The sequence below is a fragment of the Acinetobacter sp. Tol 5 genome (genome assembly GCF_019702905.1).
In the GTDB taxonomy this organism is placed as follows: Bacteria; Pseudomonadota; Gammaproteobacteria; order Pseudomonadales; family Moraxellaceae; genus Acinetobacter; species Acinetobacter bereziniae.
In genome coordinates, this window is record NZ_AP024708.1 from 4,498,666 (window position 1) to 4,513,478 (window position 14,813).

At 38.6% G+C, this 14,813-nt stretch carries 12 protein-coding genes; 7 read left to right on the plus strand and 5 right to left on the minus strand.

Going from position 1 to position 14,813, the window contains the following annotated elements:
• Positions 1–28: 28 nt before the first annotated feature.
• Positions 29–451 (minus strand): hypothetical protein, encoded by a 423-nt coding sequence (locus TOL5_RS20875; protein ID WP_227543961.1) that lies wholly within the window; start codon positions 449–451, stop codon positions 29–31.
• A gap of 698 nt (positions 452–1,149) precedes the next feature.
• Between TOL5_RS20875 and argS the strand changes: the two genes are divergently transcribed.
• From argS to TOL5_RS20910, 7 genes are all read left to right on the plus strand, one after another.
• The gene (gene argS / locus TOL5_RS20880) at positions 1,150–2,940 is read left to right on the plus strand and encodes an arginine--tRNA ligase (protein ID WP_005034609.1); all 1,791 of its coding nucleotides are present in this window, start codon (positions 1,150–1,152) and stop codon (positions 2,938–2,940) included.
• Positions 2,941–3,028: 88 nt separating this feature from the next.
• On the plus strand, positions 3,029–3,628 hold the full coding sequence (locus TOL5_RS20885) for an SPOR domain-containing protein (protein WP_046759693.1): 600 nt from the start codon (positions 3,029–3,031) through the stop codon (positions 3,626–3,628).
• Positions 3,629–4,348: 720 nt separating this feature from the next.
• Positions 4,349–5,068 carry a two-component system response regulator CreB gene (gene creB, locus TOL5_RS20890; RefSeq protein WP_121774065.1) on the plus strand — a complete coding sequence of 240 codons (720 nt, stop codon included), beginning with the start codon at positions 4,349–4,351 and terminating at the stop codon, positions 5,066–5,068.
• 3 nt (positions 5,069–5,071) lie between these two features.
• A complete protein-coding gene (gene creC, locus TOL5_RS20895) occupies positions 5,072–6,532 on the plus strand; it encodes a two-component system sensor histidine kinase CreC (protein ID WP_121774064.1) in 1,461 nt (486 codons plus the stop codon).
• A gap of 116 nt (positions 6,533–6,648) precedes the next feature.
• Entirely contained in the window at positions 6,649–8,061 is a 1,413-nt protein-coding gene (creD, locus tag TOL5_RS20900) for a cell envelope integrity protein CreD (RefSeq protein WP_221260629.1), read from the plus strand.
• Positions 8,062–8,126: 65 nt separating this feature from the next.
• A complete protein-coding gene (locus TOL5_RS20905) occupies positions 8,127–8,336 on the plus strand; it encodes a hypothetical protein (RefSeq protein WP_004832020.1) in 210 nt (69 codons plus the stop codon).
• Positions 8,337–8,404: 68 nt separating this feature from the next.
• A complete protein-coding gene (locus TOL5_RS20910) occupies positions 8,405–8,767 on the plus strand; it encodes a RidA family protein (protein WP_121774062.1) in 363 nt (120 codons plus the stop codon).
• A gap of 48 nt (positions 8,768–8,815) precedes the next feature.
• Here the strand turns inward: TOL5_RS20910 and TOL5_RS20915 are convergent, their stop codons facing one another.
• The 4 genes from TOL5_RS20915 to TOL5_RS20930 all read right to left on the minus strand — a co-directional run bounded on the left by TOL5_RS20915 (position 8,816) and on the right by TOL5_RS20930 (position 14,504).
• On the minus strand, positions 8,816–9,340 hold the full coding sequence (locus TOL5_RS20915) for a DUF2726 domain-containing protein (RefSeq protein ID WP_004832023.1): 525 nt from the start codon (positions 9,338–9,340) through the stop codon (positions 8,816–8,818).
• Positions 9,341–9,760: 420 nt separating this feature from the next.
• Complete coding sequence (locus TOL5_RS20920) at positions 9,761–12,160, minus strand: YgiQ family radical SAM protein (protein WP_121774079.1); 2,400 nt, start codon at positions 12,158–12,160, stop codon at positions 9,761–9,763.
• A gap of 216 nt (positions 12,161–12,376) precedes the next feature.
• Positions 12,377–13,615 (minus strand): MFS transporter, encoded by a 1,239-nt coding sequence (locus tag TOL5_RS20925; protein ID WP_005034625.1) that lies wholly within the window; start codon positions 13,613–13,615, stop codon positions 12,377–12,379.
• Between the two features lie 235 nt (positions 13,616–13,850).
• On the minus strand, positions 13,851–14,504 hold the full coding sequence (locus tag TOL5_RS20930) for a response regulator (protein WP_004832028.1): 654 nt from the start codon (positions 14,502–14,504) through the stop codon (positions 13,851–13,853).
• Positions 14,505–14,813 lie beyond the last annotated feature (309 nt).

The following is a 14,813-nucleotide window of genomic DNA, read 5'->3' on the forward strand; positions in this document are numbered from 1 at the left end:
TTTTATGCTTTTCAGCTGAGTGAAACAATCAATCATTCCACATCACATCCAACACATTTTGCCACTTAGTGTCATTAGGTAAGCGCATTGGTTCATCGTAGAACATGGCTATGCTATTTAAAGCAAGCTCCAGTGAAATGATTGCATTTAAAGGCAGCCAAGTATCGTCGCCAATATCAAAAAATTTCGAATTCATTTGTTCATTACAAGTTAACCAAGATTCGCCTTGTTGTGCGGTAGGGATATTTTTGTCGTAGCCCAAGATCAAGTGTTTGCTGTCAACAAACCAAAATAACAGAATGATTTGTCCTTGATTAGGAATATCCAGTACAAAATAGCCTGAGTTTGAAAATTCAAGATCTTGCGCTTGAACTTGACTAAACAACCGAATAATTTGTTCTTTTTTCATTTCATGATGATCAAATTGATCCAAAAAGCTCACCAACATCATTTGTTATCCTTTTTTGAAAGAATATCTATCTAACGTGAATTCGATGCAATTAAATCTTCAACTCATTGAAAGATAATAAATCTATGTGGATTATTTCTGGATTTTCATCCGATTTTGGATGAGGAGCGGAGCTCCGCAAGGGCTCGCCATACTTGTTTTGGCATGAGGAGCGAAGCTTCGTAAGCGCAACCATCAATATAGTTTCATTTCTCTGATCAATAAAATGAAGGCAATCAATAGATTGTTTGATGATCTAAAGCTTGCACTGCCACGCTTTAGTGCTAAAGTTTAAATTCTTTTGCGTAAGCGATGCCTCACTTTTCAGAGATGAAAAGTGACAAAAATCTTTCGTTGAGCGAGGGGTACATCCTTTACCCCCGCTCAACATGGCGACATCCATGTCGCCTGAAGATAGCAAGACCATCAATAATTCAAAAAGTACAAAATAAATGAATCATCCAAATCACTTGTATGAATAATCAGGCGGTTTGACTGTATCTTCTTTCATCAAGGATTTTTATCGAACTCAGGTTATCTGGGCTGTCAGTTGATCATATAAAGGGCGAGAATAGATCAAATCTCTCAGACTACGATCTTTCTGATTGAATAAGTTTTATTCTATACAAATGCATTCACCTAAAAGGCTCAAAATTTGCTATATTTAGCGTTTTTCTGCGACATTTATTTCTCTATAGATTATGAATACGGCCATACAAGCAGCTCTTGATCATGCAGTGCAATCCCTACAAGCTGAAGGGACTCTTCCATCTGACTGGAAAAACACAAGTGTTTTAACGCGAACCAAGGACCGAAGCCACGGTGATTTCGCATCAAACATTGCCATGATGGGTGCAAAAGTTGCGGGTATGAAACCACGTGATCTTGCTGAGAAAATTTTAGCAAACCTCCCAGAAGTGGTTGATATTGCAAAAGCTGAAATTGCTGGACCTGGTTTTATTAACTTCTTTCTCAATGCAGATCAACGCTTTGCTGTACTTGATCAAATTCAAGCACAAAAAGATCTGTTTGGTAAAACCCAAGCCAATGCAGCTAAAAAGATTCAAGTTGAATTCGTTTCTGCCAACCCAACCTCTAGCCTGCATGTCGGTCATGGTCGTGGTGCAGCTTACGGGATGACTGTTGCTACATTACTCGAAGCAACAGGTGCTAAAGTTGATCGTGAATATTATGTCAACGATGCAGGACGTCAAATGGACATCCTTGCGACCTCTACTTATTTACGTTACTTAGAATTGACTGGGCAAACTTTAGTTTTCCCAAAAAATGCCTACCAAGGTGATTACGTTAAAGAAATTGCTCAAAGCATTATCGATAAAGATGGTGATGCTTATGTGCGTGCTGTTGCTGATATCTATAAAGATGTTCCAGAAGACGTTCAATACGCTGAGGAATTGGATGCAGATGGCAATAAAGTTGTGCTTTCAGGCGATAAAGAAAAGCATATCGATGGCTTGATTCAAAATTCACAAACATTGGTTGGTGAAGGCTATCGTGTGTTCCATCAAGCTGCATTACATGCCATTTTAGATGATATTAAAGATGACCTTGGTGAGTTCGGTGTTACTTTCAATCAGTGGTTTAGTGAAGCATCGTTGACTGATAAAATTGACGAAGCCCTACAAACTTTAGATCAACGTGGCTATCTTTATGAAAAAGATGGCAACATCTGGTTTAAATCGACTGAATTTGGTGATGAAAAAGATCGTGTTGTAAAACGTCGTAATGGGCAAACCACGTATTTTGCTTCTGACATTGCTTACCATTTGAATAAGTTACAACGTGGTTATACTGATCTAATTGATATTTGGGGCTCAGACCACCACGGTTACATTTCACGTGTAAAAGCAGCCATTGATGCAATGGGTTATGACTCATCAAAACTCACCGTGTTATTGGTCCAGTTTGTAAGCTTATGGCGCGGTGGTGAGATGGTACAAATGTCATCTCGCTCTGGTCAATTTGTGACTTTACGAGATCTTCGTAAAGAAGTTGGAAATGATGCAGCACGTTTCTATTATGTTATGCGCAAATCTGAACAACACATTGATTTTGATTTAGATTTAGCTGTATCACAAAGCAAAGACAATGCGGTGTATTATATTCAATATGCGCATGCACGTATTTGCCGTATGTTAGAAAAAGCGGCAACAACAAATATTCAATTTGATCCTGAAAGTGCGCGTCAATTTGCTGCAAAATTAGAACTTGAAGCAGAGGCTGAGATTTTAGCGAAACTTGCGGCATACCCTGAAGTGATTATTCGTGCAGCAAACAATTATGAACCGCATCAAGTGGGTAACTACTTGAAAGAACTTGCAGCTTTATTCCATGGTTGGTACAACGAGAATAAAGTTTTAGGTGATGATGCTGAATTGACGCAAGCACGTTTATTGCTTTCTGCCAATGTTCAGCAAGTTCTTCGTAATGGTTTAGAACTGCTTGGTGTTTCTGCACCTGAAAGCATGTAAGTCAGCAATAAATCATTACTTTACATCGCGCTCAAGCGAAACTATGCTTGAACGCGATGTTAAACAATAAATAATAAGAGGATTTCTCGTGTTTGGAAAAACGCAACGCGGTGTGTCTGAAAGACCAACCAAACCTAAACAACCATTGATTCCTAAATGGTTAGGGATGCTTGTGGTCATTTTAATCGTGTTAAGTTTTGGTGTCGCTCTGATGCTCTGGAAACCGTGGGCGCCTGTTCAACCTCGAAATGAAATTACGTCTGAACATTATCAAGAAGATACCAACAAAGACTATCGCTTTTATGATTTGTTGCCACAACAACAAGTGACGCCGATTCCTGAACAAGCGGTTCCAGAGAATAAAAATCAGCAGCAACCCGTTATTGTTGAAGCACCTTCTCAAACTCAAACTGACAATGTTGATGTCGGTGTCAATGCTGAACGAACAGCACCTGCTCAACCTGAATACATCTTACAAGTTCGTAGTTATGATGATCCCGATGCCGCAGATGCTCGACGTGCCGAAATCATTTTAAATGGTTTATCTGCTGATGTTGTACAAAGTACTGAGGGTGGCAAAACTTGGTATCGTGTGATTTCTGGTCCATATGAATCACAGAATGCCGCAGTCATCGCTCAGCAAACCTTACAACATAGTGGAATAGATTCGATTGTGGTTAAACGTTAATTGTTTTCTCTATCATTGAACTAAGCTATTTATTAAAAACAGGATGCATTGACATTCTGTTTTTAAATTCAAATTTTATCTATTCAATCTGTTTAAATTATTCGTCTATTTTTTACTCAAAAAAATATAATTCGACTAAATATTTACCCAAGTTGATCAAAATTAGAGTAATCTACCTCCCGCAATACATTACCCATGTATCCGCAGAGAGATCAAAAGTCACCAATACTTTTGATTTGCTGTCCTGTAGTTGGCGTGACGATCAAATCCGAATATTACAGGGCGCTCAGAGCTTGGTATGGGTAAATGTTTATTTTTCTCATGAACTTATCTAACGATCATCATTCCTCTCTTTCCATAAAAAATCTTCATCTTAGGGTCTGTTTACATTTCATAAATGGCTTGCGTTGTAGGTTAAAATTGAGCAGGCAAGGCATGAAACGAAGAGAATAGCGAGTCTATTTTCAAGTTTCATAACGAAGCCTGAGATAATTTCAGCCACAACCCTTCGGGACTAGTGTGTTTTTTGTCGCTTCTTCGTTCCGAACTACTCATTTAGAATGACTAAATTTCGTATTTCGCGCCTAGAATCGCCTAAAAAACATACGTAGTCGCAAGCATAGACGAATTGTTAACAGACCCTAACTTCACTTAAAATTCATTCGCCTAAATATTTCAATTTCAGTACACTCAACACGAGATGATAAATATTTAATTGCAATGAATCATAAAAAGCAGATTTTATGCGTTGAAGATGATGCGGCGATACTTATGCCATTACGCTATGCACTTGAGCGTGAAAAGTGGCAAGTCACTTGGGCAAACTCTGGTCTCCAAGCTATTGATTATATTCAACAACAAGCCTTCGACTTTATTATTTTAGATATTGGTTTACCAGATTTAAATGGCTTTGATGTGTGTAAAAGAATTCGCCATTTCAACCACACACCGCTGTTATTTTTGACAGCACGTGATGACGAAATTGATCGAATTATTGGTTTAGAGATTGGCGCAGATGACTATTGCACTAAACCGTTTAGCTCAAGAGAAATTGTCTCCAGAATTAAAGCCATTTGGCGCAGAATGGAGATTCAAAATCAGCTCCAACAAAATACCCCAATAACGCCACATTTAATATCTAAACATTCCCAAACATGGCAATGCAATGATGAGTCTTTCCAGATTCAATACTTAGGCACCCTGCTGCAATTAACACGTTATGAATATCGTTTACTCAAACTGTTGATTCAACATCCTGAACAAGTATTTAGCCGACAACAATTGATGGATCAAGTTTGGGAACATCCTGAGCATAGCTTAGATCGAACTGTTGACACTCATATCAAGAGTATACGCAATAAACTCAAACAAATATCTGCTGAACAAGATCCAATTGAAACTCACCGTGGCTTCGGCTATAGCCTGAAAAGGCTGGACTAAAGCATGTCGATATTTATCCGTATTTGGTTCTTCTTCGGGTTAATTATCTTGCTCGGTTTATGGTTTATGTCTTATACCTTTAATCAGCAAGTAAAGCCCAATGTACGACAGGTTGTCGAAGATACACTTGCGGAAAATGCCAATATTATTGCCATGCTGGTTGCAGAAGATGTCTATGAAAATAAGGTTGGAACTGCCCAGTTTGATGAGAAAATTCAAAATGCGCTCAATCGAAAAATCAACGCCAATATTTGGCAACATAATAAGAATGAAATCAATCAACAAATTTATATCACTGATCAAAAAGGCATAGTGATTTATGATTCACAAGGCATTGCAACAGGACAGGACTATTCAAAATGGAATGATGTCTACCTGACATTAAGAGGCAAATATGGTGTTCGTTCAACCCGAAGTTATGAGGAAGATAGTAACAGTAGCACCATGTTTATTGCTGCACCTATCTATTATCAAATTGATCAACAACAAAAGTTGATTGGAGTGGTCAGCATCGGAAAGCCCAATATATCCGTACAACCTTACATCCAACGTGCTGAAAATCAACTGATCCGCCAAGCCATATGGATTACGTTGTTGAGTTTATTTTTAGCCAGCCTAGTGGCTTATTGGCTTAAACATAGTATTGATCGTGTGCGTAAGTATGCTCAAGCGCTGGCACCTGTCAACCAAACTCCGCATTTTCGCTCCGCCAAAGAACTCAATCAAGTTGCTCAAGCCGTGGAAGATATGCGAGAAAAACTGGAAGATCGCGCTTATGTCGAGCACTACGTCAACACCCTGACACATGAGCTAAAAAGCCCTTTAACTGCGATCCAAGCCAGTGCTGAGTTGCTTAAAGAAGATTTGCCTTTAACTGATCAACAAAATTTTGCCACACATATTCATGAACAAAGCCAGCGTTTGCAGAGCTTGATTGACCGTATGCTGTTACTAACTCGCTTGGAAAAATCCAGGCATCAAATTGATATTCAAAATTTTAATTTGTCTGAATTAATCCATCAGACTTTAGAGCGGCACGCCAGTCAAATGCAGGCTAAAAAAATTCAATGTTTATTAGATATTGAAGCCGATTGTATGATTCATGCAGATCGTTTTTGGCTTCAACAAACGCTTGGCAATATTTTAGACAATGCTTTGGATTTTTCTCAGGATTCGGCAAAGATTCTGATTCAGCTACATCGGCAAGCACATCAACATATTGAATTAAATATATTTAATGAAGGTGTATGGATTCCTGATTATGCGCTTACACAAGTTTTTGATACATACTTTTCACTTCCTCGACCAATCAGCCAACAACGTAGTTCAGGTATTGGACTCAGTATTGTTCAGCAAGTCATTGAACAACATCATGGTCAGATTAACATTTTAAATATCGAGGAAAATCAGATTCCAATTCTGCAATCTCATCAACAAGGCGTATTGGTCAAGATTTTGCTTTAACCACAAAGATTTGAATATTCACCTAAACTTCACATAAAAAACAAAGTCAGCTCAAACAAAACACATTTCGGCTTCGCATACTGAACCTAATAAAAACAACGGCTCAGGAACACCGTATGCGATCCAATTTTCTCACCTTTAAAATTATTGCAATTGCCATTTTGATTGCGCTGTTTTGGATAGGTCTACTCTTCATTAGCACTTTGGTGTCAGAACGACAAGGATACCAACAAGCTTTTCTCAGAGAAATCTCACAAAACAACATCAGCCCGCAAACTGTTATTTCACCTTATATTCGTGTGCCCTATACCGAAATCAAAACCTGTTTGGACGACAAAAAAGTCGCATATTCCTGTACAGAAGAACAATGGATATACATCAGTGCAGACAGCACACAATGGACTGCTGATTTTAAGGTTTCTGATGATGCCTATAAACGCACCATCTACCGAGCAATTAGCTATACTGCAAATTTAACCGCTAAAGGGATTTTTCAAAAGCCGACACTGGAGAATAAAGACTATCAATGGAATCGTGCTGAGATCATGTTTCCTGTGCATGATCCACGAGGTTTAGACACTCAACCCACATTAAAAATACTCAATAAGAATTATACTTTTGAAATGAGTCCCAAAGGCAGTGATGCTTCTGGTTTTGACTTTATGCGTATTTCTACAAAAAATTATCCTGAATTAATCAATGCGATTCAAAATGGTTTTTCTTTTGATTTAGCCACCAATATCACAGGTCTTGGCAAGTTTAGCTTGGTTCCCACCAGCCGTAGTGTCAGTTATCAAGCCAAAGGCAACTGGGCGGACATCAAGTATTCAGGACAAAATTTACCCTTTGCTAAAACCAGTACCCATCAACAATTTACAGCACAATGGAAAAACATTGCACTGGGTCAGCAAAACATTAGCAAACTGATTGAATGTGACGCCAGTGATTGCATTCGCCAATTCAGTCAAGGCTATTACACTCAAGAAAATGCCTATGACGTTGAGCAAAGTCAACGAATTGGCTTATCAACCGAATTTTTAGAATCCGTCAATGTTTATACTCAAACAGATCGAGCAATTAAATATGGTGTCGTGATTATCATCATTACCTTTGGTTGTTTCTTCTTATTTGAGGTGCTTAAAAGCCTTCGTATTCATCCAATTCAATATTCTTTGGTGGCAATCGCACAAGGTCTTTTCTTTGTACTACTGCTTTCTATCAGTGAATACTATGCTTTTGCATGGGCTTACTTTGTCGCAGGAGTTGCCTGTGTTGGTCTCATGACATGGTATTTGTTCTATGTGATGAAAGGTTTTAAAGCTGCTGCCTTATTCGGTGTGATCCTCAGTTCACTCTACGCTGTGATGTATCTGTTATTGCAGTCCTCAGGCAAGACCTTCTTGATCGGTTCGATCATTTCATTTGTATTACTCGCGGTCGTCATGTTCCTTACACGTCACATCGATTGGTATCAAATCAACAATAAGCCTGAGCGAGCGCTTAAATCCTACACCCCTCCTCAATCTTAATTGCCATGCAGTGAATGTCTGTTCATTCACTGCTTAATCATTGTTTTAAATTCATCGAGATGGTCATGAATCTTTTTATTAAACAAAAAGCGCCAGAACAACTACAGCAACTTTGCCCTTTACAATCCTCAGTTGCGTTTTGCTTAAATCAATTACGCATCGCAAAAATTCAGTTTTTGAACTTAGGTAGCCTGATCATTTGCCCTGAATACGATTGTTTTATCGTTTTTAAACATAAAACTTTAATTCGCATAGATGCATTTACGCACTCATAACAAAGTTGGTTTGCAGATGTATCTTGATCACGTAAAATTTAGCCCATAAACAAGATTTGAGAGTGATCATGACTGTACAACGTTTGCATGTAGAAAAGCGCTTTTCTGAAATTGCGATTTCAGGCAATTTAGTCCATTTGGCAGGTCAATTGGCAACAGATTTAACCTTAGATATTAAAGGACAGACTCAGCAAACTTTAGATATGATTGACCGTTTTCTTGCAGATGCAGGAACAGACAAAAGCCACATCATGTCTGTGATGATCTTTTTAAAAGATATTGAAAATGATTATGCAGCAATGAATGAAGTTTGGGATGTTTGGTGTTCTGATATTGAAGCACTTCCAAGAACTTGTGTGGAAGCAAAACTTTATCGACCTGATGTTTTGGTGGAGATGACGGTAGTTGCGGTAAAACCTGAATCATTGTAGAAATTAATTTGAACATTTAAAAATGCATGCTGAGACATGCATTTTTTATTAACCATATACACGATTAGAATAAAGATCAAACTTCCCCAACAGTTGTTCCTCTAGCACGTGTGAATGACTCATTTCAGCGAACTCACTTAAAAAATCTTCACGCAAATCCTGATATTCAGGAATACCGAGATAACGAATCACTCTGTAGCCCGCAGATTGTAACAATGCATCTTTATAGGTATTTTGGTGAGCACGTTTAATTGCATTGATATCTTCTAAAGCAATCACAGCCAAAACTTTACAGTCTTTGTCCAATACAACAAAATCTGCAAACATTTGCTGATATTTACGACGTGTGTGTAAATATTTTGTTGTTAACAATGCATCAAAAGACACATGAGCCAAAATATTGGCTTCAGGTAAAATTTCTTTTAGTCGAGTAAAAGTAATCTGTTCATGTGAATTAAATACTGCTCTTCTACGCAGAGCACTATCAACTTGCTGCTTATTTTTCAATCCTTTATAAGCAATCGCAATCACAGCGGCAAATAGTATCAAACTCGCAACAATCAATATGTCCATATTTCATTTCCTAATTCTTTATTATAATTTGGTCAAATAAGACCAGTTCTTGCGTATCTAAAGATACTTTTTTACTGTCAGTTCAACGTCACATATGAGATATAAATTTGCTTAATTTAAAAAATAACAACTCATATCACATTTTTAAAATATTTATTGAACTATTATTTATTTTCCTCATTTATTCTTACAAACAAATGAATTGATTTATGGCTTTTATACCTTGTATCTATTACGAATACAACTAAATCCGATAAAACTTTAGTTTGATTGTAGGACAATTAAAACTAGAATTTGTGTACTTTTCGTACACAAAATTTTTCAACAGTTTAAGCAAAGTTATCCACAGTTTTGTATTTTAATTATTCAATTCGAATTTAAAGAGGGTGCTTTCGCACCCTCTTAAACTCTCACTAAAACTTAGGCTCTACTTTTCGGCTTAGATTTTCCTTTACTGTTTCCACCAAACGGTTTTTTACGATCCCCTGTTTCACGCGGTGGCAAACCTGTATGTTGTGTCAACACTTGCCCTTTTTGTGGACGATTTGGCTGATTGGCATGTCGTGACTGAGTACGTGCAGTATTTTCACCGGTACGCTTTTGTGAATCACCTGCCAATGTTGAGTTCTTCTTACGTGCAGATTGATACTGACCATCCGTACCTTGCGGTTGATAGGTTGGGATCAAATGCTGTTTAGAGTTACCAATCAAATCAGCACGCCCCATTTCACGTAAGGCATCACGTAATAAAGGCCAGTTATTTGGATCATGATAGCGTAAGAATGCTTTATGTAAACGACGACGCTTTTCACCTTTGACAATATCGACATTTTCAGTATAACGCGCCACCTTCGCCAAAGGATTTTTGTTGGTATGGTACATGGTCGTCGCTGTTGCCATTGGTGATGGATAGAAGGTCTGAACCTGATCAGCACGGAAACCATTTTTCTTGAGCCAGATCGCCAGATTCATCATGTCATAATCTGTAGTTCCTGGATGTGCGGCGATAAAGTAAGGAATGAGGTACTGTTCTTTGCCAGCTTCCTTACTAAAACGATCAAACATCTGTTTAAAGCGGTCATACGTTCCGATTCCGGGTTTCATCATCTTCGACAATGGACCTTTTTCGGTATGCTCAGGGGCAATTTTCAAATACCCGCCCACATGATGTTGAACCAGCTCTTTGACATATTCAGGATTTAATACAGCAAGATCATAGCGCAAGCCGGAACCAATCAGAATTTTTTTAATGCCTTTGATTGCACGGGCTTTGCGATATAACTGTGTTAGAGGCGCATGATCAGTATGTAAATTTTGACATACACCTGGATAAACACAGGAAGGTTTACGGCAATTTTTTTCAATTTCTGGATCTTTACAATGCAAACGGTACATATTCGCCGTTGGACCACCGAGATCAGAAATAATGCCTGTGAAGCCAGGTGCTGTATCACGAATCTTTTCGACTTCACGCAAAATAGATTCTTCTGAACGGTTTTGAATAATTCGCCCTTCATGCTCAGTAATTGAACAGAAAGTACAACCGCCAAAACAGCCACGCATAATATTCACGGAGAATTTAATCATGTCGAAGGCTGGGAAGCGTGCATTGCCATAAGCAGGATGTGGTAGACGTGCATAAGGCAAATCAAACACATAGTCCATTTCTTCAGTGGTCAGAGGAATCGGTGGCGCATTCAGCCAAACATCACGTTCACCATGTTTTTGCACCAATGCTCGCGCATTTCCCGGATTGGTTTCCAAGTGTAGAATACGGTTTGCGTGTGCATACAACACAGGATCGTCTGCCACTTCTTCAAAAGCAGGTAAACGAATTACCGCCAGCTCGCGCGGTGGTAATTTATGTTTAATCGCCTTTGAAGCAGGCTGTAAACGTACAATTTGAGTATTTTCATCCAGATGATCGCCTTCACGTACCACAGGATTGGCAACCAATTCTTTTTGGAAATTTTGATATTGGCTTAAAGAATTGCCTTTATTCTGCTCAATCTCACATCCATCCAAATCTTCGGTCATCACATACGGATTAATGATCGGATCAACTCGCCCAATTGAATCCACATCATTGGATGCAATTTCAACAAATTTGGCTTTTGAAGCACGATTGCTCTTATTGACGATGAATGCTGTGCCACGAACATCGGTAATTTCATGAATTTTTTGACCTTTGGCAAGGCGATGCATCACTTCAACAATTGAGCGCTCACCATTACCATACATCAATAAATCCGCTTTGGAGTCCATCAACACTGAACGACGGACTTTATCTGACCAATAATCATAATGGGCGATACGGCGTAAAGACGCTTCGATGCCGCCCAACAATACTGGTACATCCGGAAATGCTTCACGACAACGTTGGCAATACACCGTTGCAGCACGATCGGGACGTTTATTCGGCACATTGTCTGGAGAATAAGCATCATCTGAACGAATCTTACGATCTGCTGTATAGCGATTGATCATCGAGTCCATATTGCCTGCTGTAACACCCCAAGCAATATTTGGTTTACCTAGAACTTTAAAGGCTTCGGCAGATGTCCAATCGGGTTGAGCAATAATGCCAACACGGAAACCTTGCGCTTCAAGTGTTCGACCAATAATCCCTGAGCAGAATGAAGGATGGTCAATATATGCATCCCCACACACTAAAATAAAGTCACAACTGTCCCAACCGAGTTGATCCATTTCTTCGCGAGACATAGGCAAAAAAGGTGCTGGTTCAAAGCACGATGCCCAATATTTGTCATAATCAAACAACGCAACAGGCGCTGTCTGAGCAGTATAAGCGGTCGACATGGTAAGTTTTCTCGATTGGCGGTTGGCGATCGGGAGAGATCTAAGATGAAAGCCAATCATTTTACCATGAATTTTGCTCATGTTGCTTGATTAAAAAGTAAACATTTTATTTTTAGTAGTGATTTCTCTATTTTCATTTCATTCAAATGTCGAAATGAAATGAATAAACTGTTTTAAATGAGGATCGTGAATCAATCAATAAAAGCTCAGGGCAATTTAGTTCGATTCAAGCTTTGTCGAATCTGAGTCAGTTTGCTTCTGCATTTGATTTAATTTTAGCGCGACCAATAACCCAATACCCAGTACAACAGTTATGCTTACGGTTAAACCCGACCAGCCATATTTTTCCCAAATCAAGCCACTACCACTGCCCAACAGGCTTGAACCGAGATAGTAGCAGAACAAATACAGCGAAGAACCGACTGCACGATATTGTAAAGACTGTATAGATACCCAACTGCTTGAGGTGGAATGTGCCGCAAAAAATGAAAAGGTGAAAATAAATAACCCAATTAACACAGTCCATAAAGATGGAATGAACATTATCCACAAACCTAGCGCCATACTACAAAACATCGCAATCAAGACTTTTGCACGTCCAAATCGACGACTCCAGCCAGCTGCACGTGGTGAGCTATAAATACCTGATAAATAGGCGATCGAAATCAAGCCAATCCACGTCTGAGACAACTCAAAAGGTTTTTCTAAAAGATGATAGCTCATGTAATTAAACACAGTGACAAAGCAACCCATCAAAATAAAACCTTCGATGAATAGGAATCTTAATTTTGCATCAGAGAGGTTTTTCTTGAACGATTCGATAAAGCGAGAGAATTGAATCGGATAAGATTTAAAGTGTTTGGACACAGGGAGTGCAACATAGAAAGTGATGGCGATCAATAAATTGAGTATGCCAATAATCATAGTAGCTGTTTGCCATGAAATATAATCCAGTAAAACGCCTGCGATTAAGCGCCCACTCATACCGCCAATCGCAGTACCTGAAATATACAAACCCATTGCAAAGCCAACATCTTTTTGTGCGATTTCTTCGCCAATATAGGTCATCGCTACTGATGCAACTCCACTCACCGCCAGACCAATCAGCATTCGTGTGGCAAGGAAGATTTCCCAATAGGGTAGTAATGAGCTAATTAATAATAAAGTGGCTGTTGAAAACAAAGAAATCGTCATGATCTGTTTACGACCATAACGATCTGAGATTAACCCTGCAAACAAAAGCCCCAAAGCCAATGTAATGGTGGAAAATGAAAGTGGGAAACTGCTATGTGTAGGGGTCACATGAAAGAATTTTGCCAGAAAAGGCATCATCGGCTGAACACAATACAATGATGAAAATACCGCAAACCCTGCTAGAAATAGTGACAGCAAAATCGCCAGAAAGGGACGAGTACCATACTCAATATACGCTGTAGATTCAGATGCATCAGACATAGTTTTTCCTCATGTCTGATCAGTATACGCCTATTTTGAATAATTGATAAAAGTGAAAAAATTATCGGAGATTCATTCCTTGCTTAGCAAAGAATAAAATACCGATAACAAACTAAATTTTATAAAAATAAAACTTAAAAATGAATTTTAAAATATAAAAAAGAGCATATTTTTAATACACTCTTCTCATAATTTTAGAGACTTTTCTAATGTTCACTGAATCATCAGAACAACCTTAAACTTTTTTCTCTTCGATGTTCAGTGCATTGATTGCCAAGACAGCTTGAGTACGATTTTGTACACCCAACTTACGGAATATTGCAGTCACATGCGCTTTAATCGTCGCTTCAGAAACATCCAGTTCATATGCGATTTGTTTATTCAGCAAACCTTCGGCAACCATCATTAAGACACGGAATTGCTGTGGCGTTAGAGATTGGATACGCTCTGCCAAAGCTGTTTCATCTGCAGCACGAGGGTCAAAATTCATATTCGCAGTCGGTAAATTTGGCGGCAACCAAATTTCGCCTTCTAATACTTGGCGAATTGCTTCCCCAATATGGCTTGGATGCGCAGACTTCGGAATATAACCCATTGCACCGTGCGCAATCGCACGCTGAATAATCGATGCTTCTTCGTGGGCTGATACCACAATAATTGGAATCGCTGGATACTGTGCACGAACATGGACCAATGCAGAGAAACCCGATGCGCCAGGTAAATTTAAATCCAATAAGACTAAATCTGGTTCAGGACCATTTTCCAAACGCTCGTAGAACTCATTAACAGCCGCAGTTTCACTGATTTGAGCTTGTGGCAAACTATAACGAACCGCCTGAATTAACGCATGGCGAAACAGTGGATGATCATCAACGATTAAAATATTCATAAGCGAAGTGAGAGATCTCTAGCACAGTTCTTTTATTCTAACCGCACTATTGCTATTTAAGATACGTTAATATTAACGAATTTTTGAATTATTTGTGTGCTTTAATGAGAATTCCCTACTCTTTTTCGGTTATTTCTCAAAATACAGATTTAAATATCACTTTTAAATATAAAATAAACATCTAAAAATGAATTGCTTATCCAAATAAATAATATCAAATAAGTTCAGCAATTTAGACTATATCTTCTCCTTAAAATGAAGCATTTTCCTGTATATCTCAAAAACTGATAACCAATCTGTTTTTCATTA

Coding starts and splice junctions, on each gene's coding strand:
- creD (WP_221260629.1), top strand. CDS start 6,649: ATGCGATCCAATTTTCTCACCTTTAAAATTATTGCAATTGCCATTTTG.
- TOL5_RS20920 (WP_121774079.1), bottom strand. CDS start 12,160: ATGTCGACCGCTTATACTGCTCAGACAGCGCCTGTTGCGTTGTTTGAT.
- TOL5_RS20910 (WP_121774062.1), top strand. CDS start 8,405: ATGACTGTACAACGTTTGCATGTAGAAAAGCGCTTTTCTGAAATTGCG.
- TOL5_RS20915 (WP_004832023.1), bottom strand. CDS start 9,340: ATGGACATATTGATTGTTGCGAGTTTGATACTATTTGCCGCTGTGATT.
- argS (WP_005034609.1), top strand. CDS start 1,150: ATGAATACGGCCATACAAGCAGCTCTTGATCATGCAGTGCAATCCCTA.
- TOL5_RS20905 (WP_004832020.1), top strand. CDS start 8,127: ATGAATCTTTTTATTAAACAAAAAGCGCCAGAACAACTACAGCAACTT.
- creC (WP_121774064.1), top strand. CDS start 5,072: ATGTCGATATTTATCCGTATTTGGTTCTTCTTCGGGTTAATTATCTTG.
- TOL5_RS20930 (WP_004832028.1), bottom strand. CDS start 14,504: ATGAATATTTTAATCGTTGATGATCATCCACTGTTTCGCCATGCGTTA.
- TOL5_RS20875 (WP_227543961.1), bottom strand. CDS start 451: ATGATGTTGGTGAGCTTTTTGGATCAATTTGATCATCATGAAATGAAA.
- TOL5_RS20925 (WP_005034625.1), bottom strand. CDS start 13,615: ATGTCTGATGCATCTGAATCTACAGCGTATATTGAGTATGGTACTCGT.
- creB (WP_121774065.1), top strand. CDS start 4,349: ATGAATCATAAAAAGCAGATTTTATGCGTTGAAGATGATGCGGCGATA.